Raw genomic sequence first — 25521 nt, 5'->3', positions numbered from 1 at the left:
GGGCAGGTGAGACCTAGGTAGAAATGGCCTGAGAAGAAGGGCCATTTTACCCCGCAGAAGCAGAGCGACGAGGAGGCTCACCGCACGCCCCGAGGAAAGCGAAGCGCCTGGAACGAAAATCAACAGCCTTGTTTAACAGAGCCTTTCATTAAGCAATGCTTCCACACATCAAGTTAACTACTAAAAAGGACTATTCAGGTATGTTTTTATAAAGTTATTAACATATATTCACTTGCATTGATGACACCTTCATGGAAAACATGAAAGATAATCCCCAATTATATGCCAGCCGCATATAATTTTTATACCTAGAAATAAACAGAAGGAGAGATTGCCTTGCGATCAACTCAAAGTACTTCAGTAAGTTTACCTTTCCCTTCCCGGTGGGGGCTGGATTCCAGCATTGCGGGAAGGCCGGTTGTGAGGGGGATTTTTACGATTAATTCGGTTTCAGGTAATACTGTTACCGGAACAGCTAATTTCCGCGGAACACCTCTTCCAATTCAGGGAACGTGGGATAAGAGTACAAATCAGATCACCTTCGATACACCTTATGCAACATTTTCAGGAAGATTGGACATTTTTGATGATGCGGGAATAAAGGTCAGGCATCATATAATAAGTGGACGCCTCAGGATGAAGCCACCTTCTCTGCAGGCTGGTGAATTTGGAAACTGGATCGCAACAACAGATACACCACTAACCGGACCGGCCACCCAAACAGGCGGACTGCCGCCAGTGGGTGTCTTTACTACATCTGATTTGCTTTACCACACTGGTAGACGTTCTTAGGCCACTCCCAAAAATTAATCTTCAGCTTTTTGCGTGAAGATTAATTTAAGAAAATTGGACAAGCAATTTTTGCTTTTTATAAAATTAGAAAGCCATACGATTTTGAGGATATGACATTACTTGATGACCGCTTTTATTTTTTCCTGCTTATCTTCATGGTTGATATACTCAAAAAAACCGATTCTATTCCCCCACGGATCTTCAAATGTTGCCCATTTAACTGGGACTTCTTCTCTGGAGTGTATTTCAAAAGATTTCACATCTAATTCCTTCATCATCCTTTCTCTCTCAGCCTCGATTGAAATGACGCCCATTCGAAGCGGACCGCAGCCTGCCGATGGATTTCCTTCTGCAACTTGCAGCCAGCAGCCAGGAATCAATTCCCACTCCGCAAATCCATCATGAGGAGTGAAATCTGGTTCTTTATTGAACAAAACCTTGTACCATTGAATTCCTTCTGCAAAATCAGAAACTCTGACCTGATATGTCATTTCATAGATCATAAAATTTCCTCCGTTTAATTGGAATATATCTAAGAGACTTTATGATGGATTCTACTTCTTTATAGCTGGAACCTGATATTCATTATTCCATACTTGCGAGAGAACTCCTTCCAGAATCAAACATAAAATAAAAAAAGCCGCCCAATAGGCAAGCTTCTGTAAAAAACTCTGTAGAGGATGTTGATTGATTAGGTCATTTTCACTCCTTCATATCTTGTCCACTTACTTGATTCCTTTCCATGAATTAAAGCTTTTCTCCGGACAATTGATTTGCCCCATATCCCTCGAAAAAATCGGTCATCATTTCCGGCTCTTTTATGAACAGTTCCCGGAGAAACATCAGCTGAGGAAACGGTTCAAAAAAGAGCCCTAAATCCATATTTTCACTTATCATCGCTCTTCCATCCTGCTCGAGATAATCTTTTAAAGTGAGCGGGACTTCACAAATTTTAAAAACCTCTTCTGGAGACAGCAGAAGTAATCCTTTTGTTTCCGACGAAGGAACTGGCTCTGTTTGCGAATAGGCCAGGTACATGGCGTTGGAAGAGTGTGAATCTGTCCCTTTTATCAATACAGGAGCAATTTCATCAGCAATATTTATTGGGGATGAAGGTTCACTCCAGCCGCTTTTGTAATATGTCACAGGCGCACTGATCAATTCGATTTTCATGCTGGATTCCTCATGAACTTCGCGTATTGCTGCCTGGACAGCTGTTTCGCTTTCTTCCCGATGACCTCCCAAACGTACAACACCCAGCTTGTCTCCTTTTCTAGTAGGACCAACCTGAAAAGGAAACAAACCATTGTAAAGTACATAAGCCCCGGAAGTATTAATATTAACAGTATTCAATTTAACAGCTCCATTCAAATGTGATATTAACAGGTAGAAATTCCCCATCTATGGATAAGGGGATTTTCCTTTTAGTCTACAGCTCATGTCCCAAAATCCAATCAAGCCGTTTCATTTGAATACTTTTAGGAAGAGATCTTAATAGAGTATTTCTGCTATAAATTGCTGCCTGGCTTTCAAGCTGCATCATCTTGCCCATCATTCTTGATCCCCTGACTACTTTAGAGGTACGCGGGATTCTTATTTGCTCGTAAAGCTTGCATGCTTTGTGAACATCAGTTGGATTATTTTTAAGACAGTGCGCAAGAACAAGGGCATCCTCCATCGCCTGCGCTCCGCCCTGGCCAAGATTCGGCAGCATCGGATGAGCAGCATCCCCAAGCAGTACGGTCCGGCCGTTAGTCCAGCTATTAATTGGCTGCCGATCAAAGATTTCATGCATCAAAATATCATTCTCCATAGTTGATTCAATCACTGCCTCAACAGGCTGCATCCATCCCTTAAATAGATTCAAAGCAGTCCTTTTTCTGTCCTTGTCTGTTAGTAAGGATCCTTGAGGGGTATTGATGGCTGCAAACCAAAAGATCTTTCCTTTTCCGAGATGAGAGAAACCAAATCTTTTCCCTCGTCCCCACGCTTCAAATCCCCCGCCCAATTCAACCGGAAACCGGGAATCATCGAATTGAGATATCCCTCGGATGGCTGTAAAACCAGAGTATCTTAATGGTGTTTCTACATTCATACATTTCCTGACTTGAGAATGAATACCGTCAGCACCTATCAGAAATTCCGCTTCTACAGAAAAACCATCTTTGAACACAATATTTATGTTTGAGTCTGTTTGCTCGTAGTGAGAAAATTTTTTATCAAGGAGTACAGTTCCTGGTGCAAGCTTGGCGAATAAAATCCTTTGCAGTTCAGGCCTGAAGATCAAATAACTGTATGTTCCATACTTTTCTGCTTGTTTATGTACCGGCATTTCCATGATCAGCCTGCCATCCCAGGTCCTGACTTCCGCTTTTTTCACAGGAGCGCCTGCCTGCCTTACTTGTTCTGCAACTCCCAATTTTTCCAAAGCTCTCATGGCATTCGCAGCCAAGACTATGCCCGCCCCCATTTCCTTAAGCACAGGGGCCCTTTCAAAAATCCTCACTTTTCCTCCCAGCTGCTGCAGGGCAATGGCAGCGGATAGCCCTCCGATCCCAGCGCCAATAATCACTGTATCAGGCAGATTAGCCGACTGGATCATCTTTATCCCCCTCTCTTAAATTCCTATCCTAATGATATCATGGGAATGTTAAAATTGATGAAATTAGAACCATGCAAGTAAAAATATGGTAAAATTATCACAAAATATTAAAGGAGATTTCTAGATGAGCAGACCAAGAGCTTTTGCCGCTATCATGAAAAATGACCAGATTCTTATGACCAAGCATATCTACCCCGACAAGACCTTTTGGACCCTTCCTGGCGGCGGCCTTGAAGCCGGGGAAACCTTTGAAGAAGCAGTAGTTCGCGAAGTCAAGGAAGAGGTAAATTTAAATGTAGCGGTTGTAGATTTTCTCTTTTCAGGGCATTACAGCGGAGGAGAGGAAAGATGTTACCTTGTCCGGATTCTGGACGACCTGCTGCCAAAGCTCGGGTATGACCCAGAATTTCCTGAGAATGAACAGACTCTTGCTGAGGTAAAATGGTTTTCGCTTCACGAAATGAAAAATGATCTTCATGTTTCTATGGTAATTAAGACTATGAAAATCGCATTATAGGAGAGAACTTATGAATACAGAAGTCTATATGGTACGCCCATGCGCATTCCGTCTTTTCTCTGGAGCATGAAGAGACAAGGGAGCTTTCTGAAAAAGGATGGAAAGATGCTGAACGGATCACTGAAATTTTAAAGACTGAGACTATCGACCATATCATCTCCAGTTCTTATGTACGCGCAAGACAAACGGTAGAGGGGATTGCGAGTTATCTGCATCAGGAGATAGAAATTGACCCGAGATTCCGGGAACGTGATTTGGCGGCCAGGGATCACCATTTTGCGAACCCTGCGGAAGCCATGCAGAAAGTATTTGCTGATCCTGATTACAAATTCCCAGGAGGAGAATCCAATTCCGAAGTACAGGAGCGTGGAATTTCAGCCCTGAAAGAAGTAATTACAAAATACAAAGGAAAGAAAATAGCAATTGGCATCCACGGGAATATCATGACATGCACCATGGGGTTTTTCAGTCCAGAATATGATTATGAATTCTGGAAACAAACCACAAAGCCTGATATTTATAAACTGACGATCAATGAACATTTTGAGTTGATTGACTGCGTGAGGCTTTGGAAACCTGTACAAACTTTTATACATAATTAAGGCGTTCAAATTGGAACGCCTTTTCTATTTTGAGAATTGATCCGCTAACATGAGTACCAATATGATTAACATATGCAGTACAGCCAGAATCGCAAAATGTGACCCTTTAATCCCGTCTGCCAGTAAATAAATTACTGGGAAAAGTACCGTTTCTACCCCAAATAAAATAATCACAGCTCCGATTCTTTCAGCAAGCTTCCTTTCATTTTTAGGTACAAACCATTCATTATTTCCTGCAATGAAGTCAGTTGATCCCTTCCTTTTTACCGATCGGCCAATATATATAAACACAAGACCTACCATGATAACAATCATTGAAACGAGGATCATGTAATCACCTGCTTATTTTTTTTGCATATGTAAACCATCTGGCTGCTCTCCGCCGTTAAAGGATTCATATGCCAATCACCATAAACATGTACAGCATAAAGACCATTCGCTTTAAAAAGCCGTTCCATCTCTTTAGGAAAAACATATCTCAGCATGATGCAGGTTCTTTTTTTATCGACAATCTTGCCGGAGAGATCGCTATATTTCCTGATGGTTGTATAGTGCTGCAGCTGATCCAGTGGGTCGTAGCTGCTAATCGTAAATACATCTACTTTTTTGCCTGTCAGTCTGTCGATGTAAGATTTCCAGTATTCCTCCGTTGGTGGCTGAAGCAGCTCATCAGCACTTGGGAACCTTGTTCCAAAGATAAAAAACCCTTCATCATCAAGGTGCCTGTATACTGACGAAAGGAATCCGTCCTGGTCTTCGTTCGATAGAAAATGCTGAAAGGAATTCCCTACAGAGAAAATCAGTTTACTTTTAATCGCAAGGTTCAGCTTCCCGCAATCCTGCTCAATCCACTGAATTTGAAGCTTTTGCTCAGCTGCCTTCCTTTTGGCTTCATTCAGCATGCCTCTGTCTACATCAACACCTACCAGCTCATGCCCTTCTTTGGCAAGGTGAATGGCTGCTCTACCAGTCCCGCAAGCCAAATCGACGATCGGTCCATCCACCTTGGCAGCCCAATCTGATAAAAACTCTACATCTTCCTGGTAGCTATCATTTTCCAGATCATATAGTTGTGGGTCGTTGTATTCATTACATTCTTGTTTTATCATTATATATTCCTTAACTTATAATTTTCTATAAAATGGTGAGATCCAACCTGTAAAAGATCACGAAAGCTCTTTTCTGGGTATCTCTCTGTATAATGCCGAAACAAGTAATATGCAAAACTATAACCAGCAAGGTAAGGAATTCCCTCGGACGGCTTCCCAAAACACAGGAGCGATTTTTCCCGATCGTCGGCTGTTGCAAGTTTGCCTTTAACCTGTTCCCAATAAAAGGCTTCTCTGTCCGGCGTGAAATCACTCTTCCACCAGCGCTTATCAGGATACAAACTTAAGCTGAATAATTCAGCTCCTCCCTCCATCTTGAACCATTCAGAAAGGGTGAATGTTTCAAGTGTTAACTCATAGATTGGATTAATAGGTGTAGCATGATGAAGCTCGTGGGCAACTAAATATTGCAGGAAGTCTTTATCAGGATTTGGCGGAACAGCAATTAAGATATTATTGGGTCCATTCGTATAACCATTGGTCCAAAATGACCGGGAATGATTCTGGAACCAGGGGAATGGGAATGCCGGAAAGACAGTGATCCTAATCTCCTCGTATGGAAGGTGGATTTTTGCTTTTTCAACAGTTTCATAAATGAGCTTTTCCACCTCAGCTGGGTCCCATTCTAAATCGGTAGTTTCTTCTTTGGATAACTCCTTGAATTTGAAAAGTTTAAATCTCTCTGCAATATGCCTCCATTCCTTGACCCATGTCTTATCATTGACAAGGGGGCTTAATTCTTCCTGTAAAAATAATTCATACTGCTTTTCTTCTCGTAAAGCAATGATGGCATTATATGTTTAATGGCAGCCATATGAGTAACCCCTCACTTTTTTCAATAGGATGCGGATTCTTTTTCCCAAAAGAATTCCTACTTCTCCCGGTTTTTATAGTAAATCAAAAAATCTGTCCATACATTTTTTTCTAATGAAAACTTCTCCCTGGTACATTCATATTGAAAACATGCACTCTTTGCTAATTTAATTGATGGATGGTTATCAACATTGATATGGAGTTCAATTCGATGAAAGCATAGTTGATTAAAAAACAATTCTGATGCTGCAAGAACACTTTCCTTTCCATATCCCTTGTTCCAAAATTGGTTATGGATTGAATAGCCCATCATAGCCCACTGATAATCCATTCTTAATATCGTGAAAAGCTCAACTTTGCCTATATTGGCGCCATCTTCTTTTCGAAAAATACCCAGGTTAAACATCTTGTCATCTTTTGCTGCCTGATCAAATCCTTGTATCCAGTTTGCAAACCATTCTTTGTTTTTCAATGACATATTCGAAGGACGTCCGTCATCATATTTATACTGTGATGGGAGTCTATTGTTAAAATGCCTGAACCAATTCTCATAATCTTCAGTTTCGAATGGGCGGATGAATAACCGTTCTGTCTCTGAATATAACTTTGCACTACTCATATTTAAGCTCCTATCCAACACATTGCTGCTTGAACAAGACAAATGTATGAAACACTCATCTAGTAACTTGCATTTCACATCCACTCAAGTCAGCTTTGCACCTTATAGACATAACTCTTTCTCTAAAATAATTCTTTGCCAGTAAAACAGCATTTGCCGTAAAAAGTTGTGTTTTAATCCCATTTTTCAAAATCTGCTGGCATGCGATATCAAAGTCCATAAGGTGTATTTTCAATTCTTCTCCTTCATCTAAATCTTGCTCCATCCCCTTGTATGCATCCAGAATTAAAAAGGTAATTACTTTATTTGTTTGTGTTGCCGGGTTTACCATGAATTCTCCCAATTTGATAGGTTCCAAGTCTGAAGTATATCCAGTTTCTTCCCGAATCTCCCTCATGATTCCTTGTTCAAAAGTTTCGCCAGTTTCCATTTTCCCAGCAGGTATTTCCAAGAAAAAGTCTCCGCCAGCGTAACGATATTGCTCCACTAAAAGAATTTCTTTTTCTTTTGTTATAACAACCGCATTTACCCAGTCGGAGTATTCATTGACATAATAATCGTCAATAATGATTCCATCCGGAAGCATACATTTATCTTTACGCAAATTTCCGAATGGCGTCTTGTACAAATACTCCCAATCTATCGTCTTCCAGGTTTTCATAATAATGCTGTTCCTTTCAACTATTCTCAATGAACTCCATTACTCGGATTCCAAGACCCCTGCTCTTTTCGAATATGAACTATTTGCCCGATATGATAGGCAGTATGGATAGTTAGATGAGTTATGTCGGAGATCCATTGCTCCAGTGTATTTTCCTCGGCCTCTTGGACAGACTCAACCCATTCGGACATAATTTGATCCAGCATTTCGCTGCTCGACTGCCAGCTCCGTTGGTCATTTCGTGTAAAAGTCTCATCATTATTGCCATGACCTTTAGCATTCGGAAGACCTTTAAGACGATTTAAATATCTCAGATTATAGTAAATCAAATGATTTACTATTTCATGAATGGTGTTGCTGATACCATTATTTTTTGATGTTGCCTGCTCCTCTGTTAACCCTTGTAATGCACTGTGTAGTGAAACAAACCAGGTATCCTGATCATGGCATGCTTTCAACTGAGAGACGAGAATATCTTTAGAGTTCATAAAATTTCTCCTTTACTGGTCTTCTATAGGAGTTAGGACCTTCTTTTAGCAAAAATACTCTTCACATAGGCTTCTTTGTAATCTGTATATTCATTGATCCCTGCAGACTTGTTTTTCACATAGTCCAGTTTTACCTGCAAATATTCTTTTCTTGCTGCTTCATTTGCATTTAAAAAGTCTCTAAAGAAGATCAGATTATTCCAAAGTTCTCCCCCATATTGAACTAGATGAATAAAATGAGTTTTTACTTGATATGTTTCATCTGTAAACCTTGCAAGAACAATTTCTTCTGGTCTCTGAATCCTTAATCTCAAAAAACCTGCGTTCTTCAAGTCCTGAAAGAAAACTTCCTCTGCCATGCTTAAGTCGTCAATTCCCATTAGTATATCTATGATCGGTTTGGCCATCATTCCTTTTATTGCTGTGCTGCCTATATGCTGAACCCGATCTCCTTCCATTTGGACATTTTGCAAAATATCATTCTTCACAGAAACAAATTCCTCGTGCCATCTGGGATCGAACTCTTCTAGTCTTACCTCATCCTGTTTGAGACCAAGTTTCATATCAGCAGCTCCTTAATGTTTATTTTGCTACCTCCATGTATGCGGAAGGGTTCAATTCATCACTTTCGATTACCAGCGTTGTCATCCCGTGTTCCGTTTTCGTCTCGTGCCATTCATCTTTTTCCCAGAACACGGCTGTCCCTGGATGAACGTCAAAGTATTCCTTCGATTCGCTGCATACAGAACCTTCACCGCTTAAGATTAAAAGAAGCTGAGGCTTGGTGGCCTGATGGTAGCCAATAATTCCTTCGTTGCCAAGGTGCATAATTCCGATTGTGGTCGGAGTTTGTGTCTTTGAAATTTTAGACAAGATAAAATCAGAATCATATTTTGTTATATGCATTCCTGTTTCTTTTCGAAAATCATAAAATTGCATTCGGCACCTCCAGATACCCAAATTGTTTTAGCTTTTTAAACCTCTCAACTAATAGAATCCCTTTCCAATGCTTCCTAGCAATTTCAAAGTTTTCATGGTCATGTCCCCATTCCCAGGATAAATCCCAGACTCCCTCATCAGAAAGCTCCTCCAAATAATATGCAATATTTTGATTCGCTAGTTGTTCAGTTCTTTTGTATAGCTCATCCCGCGGATTTTCAATAAAATCCAATGGAAGCGGTTTGTACCCGTTTTTCCACGATTTTGGGTCCGTTTCGATACATTCGGCAGCAAGATTTATTACGTGGGATGACACTTCTTTTAAAGAAAACTTCATTTTTTTATTAAAAAGAGATTCATATGGCTGCATAAGCTTCACTAACTGCTGGTAGTTGTTAATTTGATGTCGATCCATTTCTTTCACACCCATCAGGTGATCGACAGCTTTGCTGATCGCATTCCAGCCTGCTTCCGCTGCCAAGCTGCCTTCCTTAGACCACTTAACAAGAAAAGCCGCGAGCTCTGCGCCTGGATTGAATGACCAATTTGCTTGGGCATTCTCGTTCCAATGCCACCATGGTGCGTGCGGGTAATCATTTATTTCAGGAACGACCGAAGGCCACATTCCTGTATCAGCATCAATAGTTTGAAGTAAATAAGAAAGCATTCCTTTTACCAGTGGTTCTTCATTATCAGCTGCAACTTCGTTCAAAATTTGACCCGCTGCCCATGTAGCCATTGGTGAAGAGTGTGGCGTCCAAAAATCCGGCTCTATCCCGTGTCCAAAGCCTCCATCATCATTCTGAAATTTTGCCAATTCGGCCATTACCTCATTTTTATTTCCATTTTCGAAATTGAACTTGAATCTAACGCGCTCCAACCCGCGTGCATGCCGAACCATATATTCTTTTGCAAGTGCATATTGATGTTCCGAAAGTTTTATCATAGCGTACCTCACCCTTTAATCTCCAAGTTATACTATGAATTCGCCAAATGGGTTTCATTTCCTTTCATAGATTCCAATTAAAATAAGCAGCCCATTTAAAGCTGCTCTTTTAATTTTGTGCCTTAACTTAATAAGGATCGCCTTCCAGTAATGAATTCGATGCTACTGGTGAAAAAGGTCAAGCTACTGGTGAAAAAATAGTCCTTACTGGTGAAAAATGAAATATTAGCAGCTCTTAACAGTAATTTTTTTAAAGAATTCTTTCTCAAATGCAAAAAACCGATACTTTTCTTAAAAAATGTACCGGATTTTTTCTTTTTATGAAGGAAAACAACTAATAATTCTTTAAAAAACCCTTAAAGCAGAGTGGTATAAATAGGTTTCAGACAACAATGGGTTCAACTTAAATATTCCAGCCATTCATGTTTGGAATCCTGCAATTCAATAGCTTCCCGCAGCCATGTTTTCTGATTAACATTCAAAGTATCTTTTACATTTAAAAAATCCAGTGTATCCTTATCTCTTGTATTTTTACTTTTATAAAGAAGGACGATTTCTGGATTTAAGATAGGAAAGCCTGAATCAGCATAGCTCCAGACAGCATGTTTGGGCAGCTTGATTCTGGTATCTCTTCTAAAGATCCATTCTCGGCTGTCCGCCTCATTCAGAAGAATTTCTAAAACTTCTCCAGATTCCCTTTCACGAGCATGGATCTCATGGATTGGCAGCTTTAAAAATCCGCCTTCCCAGAGGCTGATTTTATGGTGATCCACCTTGCACAAGTTCCAGCCAGTTAAAAATTCCTTTAGACGCAATTGATCATCTCTAAAGATAGCTATTTCTATATCACTATGTTTCCTGGTTTCCCTGCCTACGCAGAGGTCTATAGCCCAGCCCCCTGCGATGAACCAGGGATACTGAAACCCTGACAGCAGTGACTGGATCCTTTTGCATTCCTCAAAAAGCATTCTAGCCTCCTAGAGAATTATTTATCGGCTTAAAATCTCCGTTTTTATCAGGCATAAAACTCATTACTTTATTTATAGCATCAAGGTTCAAGGGACCATAGACATGAGGGAACAGCATCCCCGTATTCTCAGTGTCTTCATACACAATTTTGGAATGCAGCTTATCAGTATCAATAAATAACAAAAGCAGGTCCGAGTGACCCTTGAAGAAAGTATTGGCTACCCAAACCGCCTGCTCCTCTGTAGCACAATGGATAAAACCCTCTTCATCTAAACTCGATGGAGTATATACCTCTCCCGTTTTTATCTTTTCCCAGTCTTCTTCACTGATCAAATGCAGAATCAAATTTACCTGCCCCTTTCAACTACATTAAATACGATATTGCTTAACAATCAAATGCTGTAGAGATTGTGGCAGCTCTCTTAAAGATTTCCGCACAAACTCCGGGTAAAGCAGAATTTCTTCCAGCAGGTCAACTGGCACCCATTGATAAACCAATCGTTCTCCCTCTTCGCCAAAAAATGGCTCAGCGGTGAAGCTAAAATGATCATCATCAATGGTAACGTGATAATACAAGCCTATCTCATGAAATTTCCGATCCTTATAATCAAAAAAGTTCTCTGTAAACCAGAGCAGGCGGTCTACTTTCACATCAAATCCGAGCTCTTCCTTCACTTCACGGATTATACTAGTCTGCGAATCCTCCATGACCTCAACCCGTCCACCAGGCAAAGCCCAGTGATTATCCGTCGCCTGCCTATGTATCAAGACATGCCCCTCCATCACCATAACCGCCGCAACCCGGTAATTAAAAACAACCTTCTCCATCTGAAACGTAGCATCCATCTGTATACCTCCCTTTACCCCTTTAAAGCACCGGGGGTCAGACCCCTTTATGCAGTTTGTATGCATTTTGTGTATATTTCTGCTTCTTATGTGCAGCTTATATTAATTCTATTAATAGTTTGAAAATCCTACTTTTTTATAAATTAAATAAGCGCTCATTTTGTATTGAGCGCTTCTGGGATTAGTGATAATAATTGTTGGCCTCGCTTTATGTATTGGTCAAGGTGAGATTTAAGCAGATTTTCATCTTTTACATTCATTGAGGTGATCCCTTTAACAAAGTTCCAGTTCATGCAGCCTGATAACCAAATGAGTGAAGAAAGCCTCTGGTAATCTTTTTCATTCCGGAGGAAATCATGTGCTCGATAGCCCCTGTGAAACTCCCTCGCCAATTCTGAAGAAAAATCTTTTGTATGGATGCCGTCTGTTCTTGAGTACCACTTAACCAGCCATGCAAGACCCTCAACACGATCTCCATATCCAATTGACTCAAAATCGACAATCCCTGCCACATTGCCGTTGTTATCCCATAAAACGTTCAGTGGATTTAAATCAGATTGAATAATATAATCCATATTCTCGGTTTGGGCTGACTCAATATGTGCTTGGGCAATTTCTAAATACTGTTCCAATAAATTCACATTATCCATTGAAATCTCTATTGAATGAACATGATTTCTAACTTGTTCAATGAATTCCCCATAGCCTTTCAAATGCGATTTTTTTGTAAATATATTGCTCTCGAAGCTGCCTCCAAGATCGTGAAATTCCCTTGCCATTTTAGCAAACTCAAAAGATATCTTTTCATTACCTTTAGTAATATGTTCCCCGTCAAGCCATTCAAAAAGAATAAAATAGTAGTTCTCTGAACTCCATTCCACTTCAGTAAACGGATTACCATTTGTATCAGGAATGAGCTTCATAAATGGTATCTGCCGATCAGTAAGAAACCGGCAAAATCTTGTTTGCTCAAGCAATAGATCAGCATTCATTTCTCCAAATACATTGTTGGGTGAGCGATCCTCCCTCAGGAATCTGGCCGAATAGGCTTTTCCATCTGCGGCAATTTTAAAGTGCAAATCATTGCTCCAGCTTGTCAATTCCTTTTCAATGCTCAATGAGGTCATTCCAATTGGATATTGTATTAAAACCTTTTCTAATAAGTTCAACATTTTTACTCCTGTCCGACACTAAGCACAATTTTCCCTTTGTTCAGCCTGTTTTCCATCAGCTCATGAGCCTTAGCTGCCTCACTAAGCTTGAATTCATGCCCAATTTTTATATCCAATTCCTTTCTGGCCAGATAAGGAATGACTTCGTCTGCTGTTTCTTTCAACAAATGTGGCCTTTGCTTTCTGGTTGTGCCAAGGCTGAATCCGAGTACCGACCGGCAGCTGGAATGTAAATCGATTGTATTAAAACTTCCTGTTTCGCCGCTTGAATTTCCGAAGTGAACCAGCCGCCCATATGGTGCGAGACATTCGAGGCTTTTTTCCGTAATAGTGCCAGAGATGGAATCAAGTACAATGTCTACCCCAGCTCCATTTGTCAGCTCATTGACCCTGGCTGCGAAATCTTCCTCCTGATAGCAAAGTACCTCGTCTGCCCCGCTTTCCCTTGCAATTGCAATTTTATCTTGGCTGCCAACAGTACCGAATACCTTTCCGGCTCCCATCAGCCTGGCAAGCTGAATGGCGGTTGTTCCTACACCCCCTGCAGCAGCATGCACTAGAACGGACTCTCCCGTTTGTATCCGGGCCACATCCTTTAGCAGTCTATGGGACAGGAACGAAACGATCGGGGCGGCGGCGGCTGTTGCGAAATCAAGTTCTTCAGGAATTCGAAAAACCAATTGGTCTGATGCAACCGCAAATTCCGCATATGTACCACCTCTTGGAAAGGCAATGACCCGTTCACCTTTATGCAAATCCTTAACATTTGCTCCTACATCAACTATATAACCGGCAGCGTCAAGACCTGGAATAAAAGGAAGCCTGGCACCCTTTTTTCCGTACCTTGATTTAATATCCGCAAAGTTTACACTTGTTTTTATAACTTTAATCAGCACTTCATTCGCCCCAATTTCAGGCACAGGTACGTCCATTAATTTTAAAAATTCAGTACCTCCAAATTCAGTGACTAGGATGGCTTTCATGTTTTTCTCCCTTCTGACTTAATTGTTTAAACTACATGATTAAAAACTTATCAGGACAAGGAGTTCATTTTTTTCATTAATTGTCCCAGTTCCCGGTCGTTTTCGGATGTTGATTTTGCCAGCTGATCGGCGACCATTTGCTGCCGCTCAAGGGGATGATTTTGGCTTAATTTAGCTTTAGCTTCGATTTTGTCGATATTAATCCTAAATGGGACAATCCCTTTATTAAGCGCCTCAATATAGTCAGCATCCACAACGTCTAAATGATAAGGACTATCTGGCTTCTCGTATTTTTCAACCAACTCATTCAAGGTCCTGAAAACTTCACTTTTATCCGTCATAATATTCAATTCACCGTAAACATGAATCGCTACATAATTCCATGTCGGGACTGCTTTTGTCGTTTCGTACCAGGAGGGGGAGATGTAACTGTGCGGACCCTGGAACATTACAAGGACTTGCTGGCCCTCCGCATCTCTCCATTGTTCATTTGCCCGGGCAAAATGGCCATGTAAGACCTTTTCTTCCCTGTTCAATAATAAAGGAAGATGAGTGGCAAATGGCTCGCCATTATGCTGGGAAACAACAGCAGCAAAGCTGAACCGTTCCATTAAGTCAAAAACAACAGATTCATCCTGGATTTTAAAATAATTTGGAATGTACATTTCCATGTCCCCCTTTTATCCAAAAATTTGCGCTGCAATCCCAAATAAATGATTGTTTCGCACCGGCATTTCATCAGTATTATTCATCATAACTGGCGGATTGCTTACCTTCTCAAACCCTAGCTCGGTTAAATATCTAATGAAGCTATCTTTGCCATCAGGTACATCGATCCTCAGCTTCCCGTGATGGTTCCTGGCCAATTCATTGATTAAGATCGAAGCTCCCTTAGTTTCAGGAGCTACAATTGGGCCCAAAATCAAGTTTTCTGGTCCCTGGATTGAAAGCCCGTAGCCACGGATTTTTCCTGTGGAATCCTTTAACACTGAAGCTTGATGTGATTGTTTTATGCGTGCCTGCAGAAACCTTTCTCGTGAATCACCAAATGCCAGTCGATCAATTTCAATAACATCTTGAATATCATGACCATTCAATGTTTCTGCCCTAAGTTCCATGTCTGTTAAAATTCCAGCCTGTTTAAAGTCCTTACAAATAAATTTGTGGACAGAAGATACTACTCTAAATCCTAGTTTCTCATATAATGGCTTGCCGTCAGGGGTAGCGGTCAGCATTACGGCAGTATTACCCGGAACAAGATTCAAACAGTTTTCAGTTGTTTCTTTTCCAAGGCCCAGCCCGCGATAGTTTGGGTGAACAATAACCATGCCTAAGGATGCTAAATCATTATCAAAAGGTATGATGGCAGCACTGGAGACAATTTCACCGGTCTCAGCTTTATGGCCAACTATTTTACCCGAGGATAAGACGGTACGGATTTCGTGTTCGTCATAATCCCAGCCAACTGATTGAGATAATGCGATCAGTCCTGTAATATCATTTTCATCTAAAGTATTTAAGTTGTGAGTCTTTGTATAACCGCTCATAGTATTCACCTTTAAATAGATTAATAGACTAATTTAGGACGACTTTTGAAATAAACAATGCGGCAAATGCAATCGGCCCTTGTATGATAAAGCCCAGCACAAGAAGGAAAAAAGAACTTTTTCATATCAATTAAGTTCTCCCTCAACAAATACCTCATAGTGAAAAATGAGTAAGGAAAGATTATCAGGATCGTGGTTATGAATCCTGGGACATACTCCCGAAAGAATATAAATTGAAGTACATGGCCGATGCCATTTGCAAGGAGGATGCCTGGGACCAAGAACGAAAAGAACGTTACTGGTTTCATGCCAAGGAAATCTTTATTCTGCACGGCCTGTAAGCATCCGATCGCTGTAATTACCCATAAAATCGCAAAGGCCGCCGCAAATTGATATGCAGTGACTGTAACAGGGATGATATTTGAGTGCTCTTTAAGAAAAGGTTCAATCGTGAGAATTTCCTCAATGTCATGGATAAGGTATAGGAGTGGAAAAAGTAAGATGAGCTTTTTAAAATGATTCAAGCTTTCCCCCCCTAATTTCACCATCAACTTCACTTAGATAAAATCAAAACCCCGCCACAATGGGAGATTGGGCTGAATTCAATTTTACAAAAAACTCTCATGCTTGCTTCAAATTCCTCATATACGAAATAAAACTCATCCTCATCCCAATAGCCGCTACTGTCTTCGCGGCATTTTTCTAAATGATCCCGTGATTGAAATGCGATATCCCCAATATATATTTTCCCGCTGTCTTTCAATAATGGCAGGAGACTTACTATAAAGCTGACCTTCTCTTCATCAGGCAAATGGTGCAGCGCATATGTACTTATTATAGAGTCATATTTTTTGTCCAATACCTTTTCTGGCAGACCATTGGAAATATCCCATTCAATTAAATTCGCTTTCGGCATTTTGGATTGTGCCAACTCAATCATTCGCGGTGAAAAATCCAACCCATCGATAAGGTGACCATTTTCATATAATTTAGCAGTCAGTACCCCGGTTCCGAATCCAATATCCAGCACAGCAGATTTCTTATTTTCCATCACTTCATTGAAGATTCTATTCAAGATTGATTTATATCCTGCAAAAGGATATTGATCACTTTCTTCACTTATTTGAACGGTTGTGTCATAACCATCCGCCCATAAATTAAAGCCTTGTTTATTTAACATTCATGTACCTCCAATATTAGGCAATCACCAGTTATTTTAAAAAGAAAATTTAGCGCTACCGTTGACTAATTTAGACCATTAGCTGGCTAAGTCGTACGATTCGTATTCATAAATTTGCAATTGTTTTAAATACCGCCACAGCATGATGAATCTTTCTCCAAAACTATGTCTATGTAAAATTACGACTCTAGTCGTTCATTTCCCTTTAAAATTATGTTTATTTTGATTATAATTTCCATTATATAGAAGGATAATGAATATCAGGAGGCTGAACTTTTTTTGAATTATTTTCGCCAGTCTGTCATTTTCTTAGCTGGTTTTCAATGGATGTTTTTTATGTTTGCTAACACGGTTGTCATACCAATTTCAATAGGAGCAGCCCTGGATTTATCACAGGTTGAGATTGTTTCCGCAATTCAGCGGTCTTTCATTTTCACTGGCTTTGCCTGCATTTTACAGGGGTTGATTGGACATCGATATGCTTTGATGGAGGGGCAGTCAGGACTGTGGTGGGGCGTCATTTTGAGTCTGGCGGCAACTGCGGGCACGCTGAATTTGGAATTAGCCTCGATTGGCGGAAGCATTGCAGCCGGGGCAATCATTTCCGGTCTCCTGGTATCTCTTTTGGGCATGATAGGGGTTGGAAGACTGCTGAAAAGGTGGTTCACCCCAGTGGTCATGTTTGTTTTTTTACTGCTGCTGTCCAATCAGCTGATATTTATTTTCTTAAAAGGCATGCTCGGCCTTAATGATGGAATACATATTGATATGAAGACAGCCAGTTTTTCGTTTATACTGGCCCTTTTTACAATAGTCCTTCATATAAAAGGCAAAGGTGTTATCAGCAATCTCGCGCTGCTGATAGGCATGGCAGCAGGATGGAGCCTGTCAGTTATGCTGTTTCCTCAATCGACTGAATCGATCATAACTACATCATTCCTTACCTGGTTTCCATGGGGAAAACCGGCTTTTGAGTGGGGAATTGTTTTAACTGTCATCATTACCGGTTTATTGAATACCACTAATACAATTGCTACCTTAAAAGGCGCTGAGGACATATTCGAAAAGCCAACCTCAGACAAACAGTACCGCTCTTCTTTGATATTATCCGGAGGCTTCACTTCGCTATCGGGAATGCTTGGTCTTGTCCCTTATGCACCTTATGCATCTTCATTAGGTTTTTTGCAGACCACTGGGATAAAGAGACGAATGCCCTTTCTAATCGGTTCGCTTTTATTCATCATGCTGGGTGCTGTTCCATCATTCAGCGCATTTTTTTCCACCATCCCTCATAGTGTAGGGAACACGATATTATTCGTTGCATACCTGCAATTATTCCGGTCGGCATTGCGCAATATTGACGGATTACAATTCACGCCGAAAACCGTTTACCGAATCGCCATTCCAGCTTTACTGGGTTTGTCGATCATGAATCTTCCGAAAGAATCATTTGCTACTGTGCCCGCTGTTGTGCAGCCGCTTATTTCAAATGGACTGCTGATGGGCATAATGGCAGCTTTACTTACTGAATTTATCTATAATACAAGCAAACAGCCAATGAGAGAGATGGGAAAGTGATTGATTTTTTTCTTTTTCCCCAGCCTGCTGCCCGTTTCGGAACACACTTAAAAATCGCCTCTCTTGCGTAAAGGAGGCGATTTACATATGGAATATTCTTAATACGAATATCTCATAATCCTAGAAAATAGCGCAGCTTTCCTCAATCTATAATTCTTGTGATCAGCCACTCTACCGCTTCGTTAAAATCTTCGGCTGCATAGTCTGGCCTGACTTCAGCCCAGCGGTCTGTGTACTCCCCATTGATATACTTCTCATAAGCCTGTTTGCCGCTGCCGGTTTTCACCAATATTTTTATGCAGCCCGCGTCCTCTGCAGCCAATAGGTCTGTCCATCTATCCCCAATGACTGCACACTTGCTCAAATCCAAACCAAGGTCATCCGCCGCTTTAAGCAGCATTCCTGACGAAGGTTTTCTGCATTCGCAGCCTGCTCCGTGCGCATGGGGGCATAAATAGACTCCATCAAAGCCGAAAGCTTTCAGCTCTTCGTGAAAACTTTCTGCAGTTTCCTCTCCTGCTGAAATACCAGGCTGATTTGTAAAAGAACAGATTAATATTCCTCTATCTCTTAATCTCTGCAGCGACTGAGCCGCACCGGGAAAAAGTTCGAATTCACCCGGATAAACCACTCGGTCACTGCCGCCAAGTGTTCCATCACGATCGATAAATACAGCTTGAATAACAGAAGGCATAACACATCACTCCAGATAATAATTTTAATCAAAGGCTGTTTTCGTCCAAAAGCCGATTTTAAGGTGATAAAAGCCATTTTGTATGTCGGTACCAAGTTAGCAAGCTCTTTTCTCCTAATAAGCGTTATGTTTGGTATTAAACTTGAATAAGTCAATCCTATTTTGTAGTCAGCAACAAAGTTTGAGAAAAGAACCTAATTAAATGTTCTGTTTTTTAACAGAAGCAGAAGATACGTCCCCATGCTTCCTATTTAAGAATGCATAATCAAAACCCCTTACCAAAAAGGCAAGGGGGCAGCGATCACGGCATATTAGTATTAACAGGGCCGGCATTAAGTTCATTTTGCAGTTTTTTGAATTGCAGATACATTGCTATCCGCCAAGGAACGATCATTCCGAAAGCGAGGATCCAGAACATACCGCTAAGCTCGCCTACATCGATTGTGCTGCTTAACACTAGCTTGGCGATTACCCGGACAATCAACAGTCCTATCAGAATAAATACAAAGGCTTTTGATCGCTTCAAGTATATATCGTTGTCGCGGATTTCAAACTTGGAGGTCTTGATTAAAAGGATCGAAAACAGCATTCCGACTGTCAAAGCCTCAAGGATTTGTAAATAATGTACCCGGAACATCGGGAAAATGAACATGAGCGCACCAGTGCTCATGAAGATTGGCGGTAAAATGATTTTCTTAGCTGAAGCTGGCTTTTTGGCTGCCTTCATTCTCATGAATGTTACGAAAATGGCCATGCCAACCGCTCCAACAGTAGATGCCAAAACATAATTCATCCAGTTTTCATCCCTTATTTTAGATTTCCACTATCAATTATAAAGAAAATAAGCCATTTAAGATAGACTTAAATGGCTGTTTTTTATCTCAACAATCTGGAAACTGAATCTACGACCTGCGATTCATCAAATGGCTTTACGATAAAATCCTTCGCGCCAGCCTCGATTGCATCCACTACCATCTTTTGCTGTCCCATTGCAGAACACATAATGATTTTGGCGTCTTTATAATCCCGTTTAATTTCCTTCACTGCATCCAGCCCGCTCATTTCAGGCATGGTGATATCCATTGTCACTAAATCAGGTTTCAACTCGCGATATAGCCGTACTGCTTCACGTCCGTTTTCTGCTTCCCCTACGATTTCGTGATTTGCTTTCTTCAATATATTAGTCAAAGTGATTCTCATAAACTTTGCGTCGTCAACTATCAAGATCCTGGCCATCGCTGTATCCTCCCCGACAATCACTGCAAATATCCAGACAGATTTTTGCCCCTACTACAATATAACTATATTTAATGATGATTTTCAATGTTATTAAACTGAAAAAATTACATAAATGGTAAATTTACCTTATGAAAAATATCTCAATTATGGTCATATATCTCCAGTGAGCTTCGAAACATATAATGTTTTCAAAAACCTGTGAAATCGCCAAACAGCATAGACAGAATGGAAATAAGCTTTGTCATCCAGTCAAAGAACAGCATGACACCAACTAAGATCATAATATATCCGCCGATTTTGACTATTTTCACATTATGCTTGCGAATCCACTGCATCCTTCCAATGAAAAAAGAAAGAATAAAAAACGGAATAGCAAAGCCGAGTGTGTATGCAATCATATAGAGCATTCCTGATTCAGGATTCGAACCCGCGAGGAGAATGACAGAAGCCAAAATCGGGCCGGTACATGGAGTCCAGCCAGCTGCAAATGCCATGCCGATCAATGCAGATCCAACAAAGCCGGATGGACGATTTTTAAATTCGAATTTTCGATCTTTCATCAAGAATTCAGGTTTGAAAAAGCCAATGACCATCAAGCCAAAAGCGATGATGAAAATCGCGCCAAGCTGACGGATCAAATCCTGGTACTGAATAAAAAATTGGCCTATAAACGATGTGCCAAATCCTATCGCTATAAATATGATAGAAAAGCCAAGCAGGAAAAATAATGTATGCAATAAACTGCGTTTTTGCAGCATAGCATTTTCACTCTTCAATTCGCCTACCGACATCCCGGTTATATAAGATAAGAAAGCCGGGTATAATGGCAGGCAGCAGGGTGATATAAAGCTCAGGAATCCCGCTCCCAAGGCAATGAAGATATTTACGTCCGTCATGAATCCAACTCCATTTTAGTCGATTTGTACCCATTCTAACAAAAAATCAACCCTATTATAATGAAAAGCTGTGAACATTTTATAAATTCTATTGAAATCATGTTTAACATTAAAAAATCAGGGTAAAGTAATTTGGTGTTTTATTTTATCAGTAAAATTATTTACAAATGTTTCTTTTGAAATTTGGCAGCGGATGCTATATACTTATATAGCACTTGAAATAATTTCTATATTTATAACCTTTTTACATAAATGTAGTTTAATAGACTGCCAAGAGATAAAACAGGAAAGGATTTTCACTTTGTCTAAAGAGCAACTGATTACCCTTATCGAGAAGAAACGCGAAGAATTAATTCAAATCGCTTCAAAGAATGGCCTCAGTTCAAATATAGCCATCTCTCACAGCCAGGAGCTTGATGAACTCCTCAATGAATATAATCGCGCGTATATAAAAAAAGTTCCTGCCCATTAAAAAACAGCTAAAACGCATCGGCGTTGTAGCTGTTTTATTTTTTTATTTCGCTTTCTAACCGACAACATCTTCAAGTCTTTCCACTGAACCATTCTGCAGGAGGTACATCTTATGATAGAGTCCCTGCAGGGCCAGCAGCTCCTGATGGGTTCCCCGTTCTACAATCTCGCCATGGTGAAGGACAATGATCTGATCGGCATCCTGAATTGTTGAGAGCCTGTGGGCAATCGCTATAGTCGTCCTGCCTTCGCGCATTTTAGCCAATGCCGTCTGAATTGCTTCTTCAGTTTCTGTATCGATATTGGCAGTAGCTTCATCGAGCACAAGGATTTTCGGATTTGATGCAATCGTCCTTGCAAAAGCGATCAACTGTCTCTGACCGCTGGAAAAAGTAGAGCCGCGCTCTGTCACCTTATGGGCATACCCATCCTCCAGTTTATCAATGAATGAATCGGCCTGGACAAATTGGGCTGCTTTTTTAATATCCTTCTCAGTAAGCCCATGATTGTGCAGCCTTATATTATCTCCCACCGTACCAAAGAACAGGAAAGGGTCCTGAAGCACTAATCCCATTTTCTCACGCAGCTCTTTCACTGGATAATTCTTAATGGAGGAGCCGTCAATCAGGATTTCTCCGCGGTTGAATCCATAGAATCTCATCAGCAGATTGATGATCGAGCTTTTGCCGCTGCCGGTATGCCCGACAAAAGCCAATGTCTCACCAGGTTTGACGGTAAAGCTGATATTTTTAAGAACATCCCGCTTCCCATCATAAGAGAAACTGACATTCTTGAACTCAATTTTCCCCTCATCAATCTTTTTCACTTCTGAGCCATTCTGTGCTGGTGCAAGCTCTTCTTCATCCAGAAGTTTAAAAACCCTTGAAGCTGCGACGATCGCCTGCTGGTACATAGATAAGCGCATCATCATGTTATTAACTGGTTCAAAGAAGCGGTCAAGATAATTGATGAAGGCATAAAGCACCCCAATTTCGATTGGACTGTTAAATGAAGTAATTCCAAAAAAACTGAGGACAATGATCAGCGCAAAAATATAGACCAAATCTACTGCGGGCCGCAAGAGCAATCCGTCCGCTTTGATGTTCTTCATTCCTGCTTCAAAGTGCTTTTCATTGATTTCCCCGAACTCTTTCTTCAATCTTTTTTCCTGGCGGAACATTTGAATGATCGCCATCCCCTGAAGCGATTCACTTAGTTTAGCGTTGAGCTGGCTAAGCCGTTCCCTCATGTCCTGATAAAATTTGGAGCTAAGCTTCCGGTACAGGCTCATGATGAAGACAATCAATGGAAGAATCAGCATTGTGAACAAAGCAAGCTTTACATTCAGGATGAACATGGCAACGAATATTCCTGCCAATAAAAATCCGCTTTGGATAAAAGTGGCGATAACGCTGACAAACATATCCTTGATAGCTTCTGTATCATTTGTCACTCTCGATACGAGTGAGCCTGCTGGCGTTTTATCAAAGTACTTCAAACCCAATTGCTGGACCTTTGTAAAAACGTCAATCCTCATCTGCTGGATGATTTTCAAGGCAATCTCCTGAAACTTCAGCAGCTGGAAGTACGAAACAAGTACGTTCAGGATTTGGATGCCCAGGTAGGCAGCACCGAGTAAGAACAATGGTTTGAACGGCAGGTACCCTTCTCTTAAGTAATCATCTATGAATATTTTAACGAGGATCGGCCCCAATACATCACCGACTGTTGCCAGCAGCAAAAAGCCGAAAGCTGCGAAAATCATTTTAAGATGCGGCTTAGCGTAAGCAAGCAGCCTGAACAGCACTGAACGCTGCTCTTTTCCATTTAAAACTGGTGTTTTTTCCATTTAATCACCCTCCTTGCTCAACAAGCTCTTCCAGCTGCTGCCTTAAATACATATCCTTATACCAGCCGTCTTGCTCCATCAGCTGATCATGAGTGCCTCGCTCAGAAATTGTCCCTTCATCCAGGACGATAATCAAATCGGCATGATGGATGGCACTTAAGCGGTGGGCTGTAATAATCGTTGTCTTATCCTTCCTGTTTTCCTTCAAAGCAGTCAAGATTTGCTCTTCTGTTTTAGCATCAACAGCTGATAAGGAATCATCAAGGATCAGGATTTCAGGATCCATCACTAAAGCGCGCGCAATCGAGATCCTTTGTTTCTGTCCGCCGGATAATGAGACACCGCGTTCGCCTACGACCGTGCGATAACCATCGGTAAAATCCAGGATATCCTCATGGATGTTGGCTATAGTTGCCGCCTCGTGGATTAATCCATTATCAGCGGCCGGATTGGCAAAAGAAATATTCTCATGGACAGTCGCCGAGAACAGGAAATGATCCTGGGGGACATATCCGATGGCCTCCCTCAGTCTCTGCATCTTATAATCTTTAATATTCCGGCCACCAATGCTGATACTTCCATCAGTCATGTCGAACTCACGAATCAGGAGCTTCAATAATGTCGTCTTTCCTGAACCCGTTTTCCCTACAATTCCTAGCGTCTGCCCCTTTACAAGCCCAAAGTCCACATTCTTGACCATAGGATCAGAATCATTTGGATAGGTAAAGGAATGAATTTTATAATCTATATTTCCGCATGGTACGATATCAAGGGCATCTTCTTTATCCTCGATGTCGATTTTTTCATCAAGCAACGCCGAGACACGGTCATATGAAGCCCGGCCTCTTTCTACAATGTTGAAAAACCACCCGAAAGCAAGCATCGGCCAAATCAGCAGCCCCAAATAAGAAGTGAAAGATACAAGCTGGCCAATAGTCAATTCGCCGTTCAATACAAATCTTGACCCAAAAGCGATTGATAAAAAGAAACTGATGCCAACTATAATTGAGATTGTAGGATCAAAAAGTGAATCTACCTTTGCAACTGCGATATTCTTCTCCACCACATCTTCGGATTGCTTACGGAAGTCCTCGATGTCTTCTTTTTCCTGGCCAAAGGTTTTGATAACTTTGATTCCAGTGATGCTTTCCTGAGTTTTGTCATTCAAATCTGAAAATGCTTCCTGCGCTTTATGAAATCTTTTGTGCAGCATGGTTCCATACCAGCTTGTCAGGATGGCCATAATCGGCATGGGAATCAATGCGATCAGTGTTAGCTTCCAGCTGATGGTCGCTGCCATCGCGATGATTACAAACCCTCCAGTCGCAAGTGAGTCGACGAATGTAAGCACACCTGAACCTGCAGTCTGCTGGATCGCTGACAGGTCATTGGTCGCATGAGCCATCAGGTCTCCTGTTCTCCGTTTCTGGTAAAATGACTGCGACATGCTCGTAAAATGTGCATACAGCCGGTTCCTTAGCAAACGTGATAATTTAACCGCCGAACCGAATATCATAATGCGCCAATAGTAACGCAATGAATACATTGCCAGACCTGAAACAGCCAGTATCAATACCCATTTGCCAAGCGAGCCTCCTGTCAAGGTTCCACTGGTAATCTCATCCACAACCAGACCGATGACCTTTGGCGGCACCAGCTGCAGAAACGCCACAAACAATAACAGAACAATACCCGTAAGATATGCTTTTTTCTCAGCCTTGAAGTACCATAGCAAATCTCTAAATACGCTCATATGTATATCCCCCCAACCCCCTGAAATGCTTAAATAGTTTATCAAATATTTGTAAAATGGGGAAGATTTTTTATTTTTAGGCTCTGTTAAATTAGGCTGTTGATTTTCGTTCCAGGCGCTTCGCTTTCCTCTGAAAAATTATGAAAAAGCCCAATTGCCGGCTTTTTCAAGAGCAAATTTTTCTTGGGGCGTGCGGTGAGCCTCCTCGTCGCTTCGCTTCTGCGAGGTAAAATGGCCCCTTTCTTTTCGGGCCATT

The 25521-nt window shown here is 41.0% G+C and carries 32 protein-coding genes; 5 read left to right on the top strand and 27 right to left on the bottom strand.

What is annotated here, in order from left to right; translation table 11 throughout:
• Nucleotides 1–336: 336 nt before the first annotated feature.
• On the top strand, nucleotides 337–792 hold the full coding sequence (locus AC3EBE_RS24175; RefSeq protein WP_488597579.1) for a hypothetical protein: 456 nt from the start codon (nucleotides 337–339) through the stop codon (nucleotides 790–792).
• A 116-nt stretch (nucleotides 793–908) separates the two neighbouring features.
• Here the strand turns inward: AC3EBE_RS24175 and AC3EBE_RS24170 are convergent, their stop codons facing one another.
• From AC3EBE_RS24170 to AC3EBE_RS24160, 3 genes are all read right to left on the bottom strand, one after another.
• Nucleotides 909–1295, bottom strand: a complete 387-nt coding sequence (locus tag AC3EBE_RS24170; protein WP_488597578.1) for a VOC family protein — start codon at nucleotides 1293–1295, stop codon at nucleotides 909–911.
• Between the two features lie 244 nt (nucleotides 1296–1539).
• Nucleotides 1540–2145: an NUDIX hydrolase gene (locus AC3EBE_RS24165; protein WP_488597577.1), complete on the bottom strand. Its 606-nt coding sequence runs from the start codon at nucleotides 2143–2145 to the stop codon at nucleotides 1540–1542.
• 76 nt (nucleotides 2146–2221) lie between these two features.
• The gene (locus tag AC3EBE_RS24160) at nucleotides 2222–3394 is read right to left on the bottom strand and encodes an FAD-dependent monooxygenase (RefSeq protein ID WP_488597576.1); all 1173 of its coding nucleotides are present in this window, start codon (nucleotides 3392–3394) and stop codon (nucleotides 2222–2224) included.
• Nucleotides 3395–3518: 124 nt separating this feature from the next.
• Between AC3EBE_RS24160 and AC3EBE_RS24155 the strand changes: the two genes are divergently transcribed.
• Together AC3EBE_RS24155 and AC3EBE_RS24150 are read left to right on the top strand one after the other, a co-directional pair.
• Nucleotides 3519–3911 carry an NUDIX domain-containing protein gene (locus AC3EBE_RS24155; RefSeq protein ID WP_488597575.1) on the top strand — a complete coding sequence of 131 codons (393 nt, stop codon included), beginning with the start codon at nucleotides 3519–3521 and terminating at the stop codon, nucleotides 3909–3911.
• A gap of 14 nt (nucleotides 3912–3925) precedes the next feature.
• Nucleotides 3926–4513: a histidine phosphatase family protein gene (locus tag AC3EBE_RS24150; RefSeq protein ID WP_488597580.1), complete on the top strand. Its 588-nt coding sequence runs from the start codon at nucleotides 3926–3928 to the stop codon at nucleotides 4511–4513.
• A gap of 24 nt (nucleotides 4514–4537) precedes the next feature.
• Here AC3EBE_RS24150 and AC3EBE_RS24145 read toward each other — a convergent pair whose 3' ends face one another.
• From AC3EBE_RS24145 to AC3EBE_RS24060, 18 genes are all read right to left on the bottom strand, one after another.
• On the bottom strand, nucleotides 4538–4843 hold the full coding sequence (locus AC3EBE_RS24145; RefSeq protein WP_488597574.1) for a hypothetical protein: 306 nt from the start codon (nucleotides 4841–4843) through the stop codon (nucleotides 4538–4540).
• On the bottom strand, nucleotides 4840–5622 hold the full coding sequence (locus AC3EBE_RS24140; RefSeq protein WP_488597573.1) for a class I SAM-dependent methyltransferase: 783 nt from the start codon (nucleotides 5620–5622) through the stop codon (nucleotides 4840–4842). Before AC3EBE_RS24140 ends, AC3EBE_RS24145 begins: the two co-directional genes overlap by 4 nt.
• Nucleotides 5622–6230: a DUF2268 domain-containing putative Zn-dependent protease gene (locus tag AC3EBE_RS24135; RefSeq protein ID WP_488597572.1), complete on the bottom strand. Its 609-nt coding sequence runs from the start codon at nucleotides 6228–6230 to the stop codon at nucleotides 5622–5624. Before AC3EBE_RS24135 ends, AC3EBE_RS24140 begins: the two co-directional genes overlap by 1 nt.
• Before the next feature lie 263 nt (nucleotides 6231–6493).
• Nucleotides 6494–7054 (bottom strand): GNAT family N-acetyltransferase, encoded by a 561-nt coding sequence (locus AC3EBE_RS24130; RefSeq protein WP_488597571.1) that lies wholly within the window; start codon nucleotides 7052–7054, stop codon nucleotides 6494–6496.
• Nucleotides 7055–7109: 55 nt separating this feature from the next.
• Nucleotides 7110–7715: an NUDIX hydrolase gene (locus AC3EBE_RS24125; RefSeq protein WP_488597570.1), complete on the bottom strand. Its 606-nt coding sequence runs from the start codon at nucleotides 7713–7715 to the stop codon at nucleotides 7110–7112.
• Between the two features lie 26 nt (nucleotides 7716–7741).
• Nucleotides 7742–8203 carry a DinB family protein gene (locus AC3EBE_RS24120; protein WP_488597569.1) on the bottom strand — a complete coding sequence of 154 codons (462 nt, stop codon included), beginning with the start codon at nucleotides 8201–8203 and terminating at the stop codon, nucleotides 7742–7744.
• Nucleotides 8204–8235: 32 nt separating this feature from the next.
• Nucleotides 8236–8766 carry a GrpB family protein gene (locus AC3EBE_RS24115; RefSeq protein WP_488597568.1) on the bottom strand — a complete coding sequence of 177 codons (531 nt, stop codon included), beginning with the start codon at nucleotides 8764–8766 and terminating at the stop codon, nucleotides 8236–8238.
• A gap of 19 nt (nucleotides 8767–8785) precedes the next feature.
• Complete coding sequence (locus AC3EBE_RS24110; RefSeq protein ID WP_488597567.1) at nucleotides 8786–9142, bottom strand: cupin; 357 nt, start codon at nucleotides 9140–9142, stop codon at nucleotides 8786–8788.
• A complete protein-coding gene (locus AC3EBE_RS24105) occupies nucleotides 9129–10088 on the bottom strand; it encodes a hypothetical protein (protein ID WP_488597566.1) in 960 nt (319 codons plus the stop codon). The genes AC3EBE_RS24110 and AC3EBE_RS24105 overlap by 14 nt, the downstream gene beginning before the upstream one ends.
• 398 nt (nucleotides 10089–10486) lie before the next feature.
• Entirely contained in the window at nucleotides 10487–11056 is a 570-nt protein-coding gene (locus AC3EBE_RS24100) for a nucleotidyltransferase domain-containing protein (RefSeq protein WP_488597565.1), read from the bottom strand.
• Between the two features lies 1 nt (nucleotide 11057).
• A complete protein-coding gene (locus AC3EBE_RS24095; RefSeq protein WP_488597564.1) occupies nucleotides 11058–11402 on the bottom strand; it encodes a DUF952 domain-containing protein in 345 nt (114 codons plus the stop codon).
• Nucleotides 11403–11426: 24 nt separating this feature from the next.
• Complete coding sequence (locus AC3EBE_RS24090; protein WP_488597563.1) at nucleotides 11427–11903, bottom strand: NUDIX hydrolase; 477 nt, start codon at nucleotides 11901–11903, stop codon at nucleotides 11427–11429.
• A 155-nt stretch (nucleotides 11904–12058) separates the two neighbouring features.
• Nucleotides 12059–13075: a phosphotransferase enzyme family protein gene (locus tag AC3EBE_RS24085; protein ID WP_488597562.1), complete on the bottom strand. Its 1017-nt coding sequence runs from the start codon at nucleotides 13073–13075 to the stop codon at nucleotides 12059–12061.
• Nucleotides 13076–13077: 2 nt separating this feature from the next.
• The gene (locus AC3EBE_RS24080) at nucleotides 13078–14058 is read right to left on the bottom strand and encodes a quinone oxidoreductase family protein (protein WP_488597561.1); all 981 of its coding nucleotides are present in this window, start codon (nucleotides 14056–14058) and stop codon (nucleotides 13078–13080) included.
• Between the two features lie 50 nt (nucleotides 14059–14108).
• Nucleotides 14109–14723: an FMN-binding negative transcriptional regulator gene (locus tag AC3EBE_RS24075; protein ID WP_488597560.1), complete on the bottom strand. Its 615-nt coding sequence runs from the start codon at nucleotides 14721–14723 to the stop codon at nucleotides 14109–14111.
• 15 nt (nucleotides 14724–14738) lie between these two features.
• Nucleotides 14739–15605, bottom strand: a complete 867-nt coding sequence (locus tag AC3EBE_RS24070) for a GNAT family N-acetyltransferase (protein WP_488597559.1) — start codon at nucleotides 15603–15605, stop codon at nucleotides 14739–14741.
• A 20-nt stretch (nucleotides 15606–15625) separates the two neighbouring features.
• On the bottom strand, nucleotides 15626–16129 hold the full coding sequence (locus AC3EBE_RS24065) for an HXXEE domain-containing protein (protein ID WP_488597558.1): 504 nt from the start codon (nucleotides 16127–16129) through the stop codon (nucleotides 15626–15628).
• 29 nt (nucleotides 16130–16158) lie between these two features.
• Entirely contained in the window at nucleotides 16159–16785 is a 627-nt protein-coding gene (locus AC3EBE_RS24060; protein ID WP_488597557.1) for a class I SAM-dependent methyltransferase, read from the bottom strand.
• 279 nt (nucleotides 16786–17064) lie between these two features.
• On the opposite strand from AC3EBE_RS24060, the gene AC3EBE_RS24055 reads away from it, so the two are divergent.
• Nucleotides 17065–18363: a uracil/xanthine transporter gene (locus AC3EBE_RS24055; protein ID WP_488597556.1), complete on the top strand. Its 1299-nt coding sequence runs from the start codon at nucleotides 17065–17067 to the stop codon at nucleotides 18361–18363.
• 142 nt (nucleotides 18364–18505) lie between these two features.
• Here the strand turns inward: AC3EBE_RS24055 and AC3EBE_RS24050 are convergent, their stop codons facing one another.
• The 4 genes from AC3EBE_RS24050 to AC3EBE_RS24035 all read right to left on the bottom strand — a co-directional run bounded on the left by AC3EBE_RS24050 (nucleotide 18506) and on the right by AC3EBE_RS24035 (nucleotide 21192).
• Nucleotides 18506–19057: an HAD-IIIA family hydrolase gene (locus AC3EBE_RS24050; protein WP_488597555.1), complete on the bottom strand. Its 552-nt coding sequence runs from the start codon at nucleotides 19055–19057 to the stop codon at nucleotides 18506–18508.
• A gap of 301 nt (nucleotides 19058–19358) precedes the next feature.
• On the bottom strand, nucleotides 19359–19850 hold the full coding sequence (locus tag AC3EBE_RS24045) for a CcdC family protein (protein WP_488597554.1): 492 nt from the start codon (nucleotides 19848–19850) through the stop codon (nucleotides 19359–19361).
• 83 nt (nucleotides 19851–19933) lie between these two features.
• A complete protein-coding gene (locus tag AC3EBE_RS24040) occupies nucleotides 19934–20293 on the bottom strand; it encodes a response regulator (protein WP_488597553.1) in 360 nt (119 codons plus the stop codon).
• 191 nt (nucleotides 20294–20484) lie between these two features.
• Nucleotides 20485–21192, bottom strand: coding sequence for a cytochrome c biogenesis CcdA family protein (locus tag AC3EBE_RS24035; RefSeq protein ID WP_488597552.1), 708 nt, complete (start codon nucleotides 21190–21192; stop codon nucleotides 20485–20487).
• Nucleotides 21193–21493: 301 nt separating this feature from the next.
• Here AC3EBE_RS24035 and AC3EBE_RS24030 point away from each other — a divergent pair, with 301 nt between their 5' ends.
• Complete coding sequence (locus tag AC3EBE_RS24030; protein WP_488597551.1) at nucleotides 21494–21664, top strand: Spo0E family sporulation regulatory protein-aspartic acid phosphatase; 171 nt, start codon at nucleotides 21494–21496, stop codon at nucleotides 21662–21664.
• Nucleotides 21665–21718: 54 nt separating this feature from the next.
• Here AC3EBE_RS24030 and AC3EBE_RS24025 read toward each other — a convergent pair whose 3' ends face one another.
• Together AC3EBE_RS24025 and AC3EBE_RS24020 are read right to left on the bottom strand one after the other, a co-directional pair.
• Nucleotides 21719–23512, bottom strand: coding sequence for an ABC transporter ATP-binding protein (locus AC3EBE_RS24025; RefSeq protein WP_488597550.1), 1794 nt, complete (start codon nucleotides 23510–23512; stop codon nucleotides 21719–21721).
• A 4-nt stretch (nucleotides 23513–23516) separates the two neighbouring features.
• Entirely contained in the window at nucleotides 23517–25265 is a 1749-nt protein-coding gene (locus AC3EBE_RS24020; protein WP_488597549.1) for an ABC transporter transmembrane domain-containing protein, read from the bottom strand.
• Nucleotides 25266–25521 lie beyond the last annotated feature (256 nt).

The organism is Mesobacillus sp. (assembly GCF_057785455.1).
Note: the sequence above shows the minus strand (reverse complement) of the source record. Positions and strands in the feature narration are given on the sequence as shown.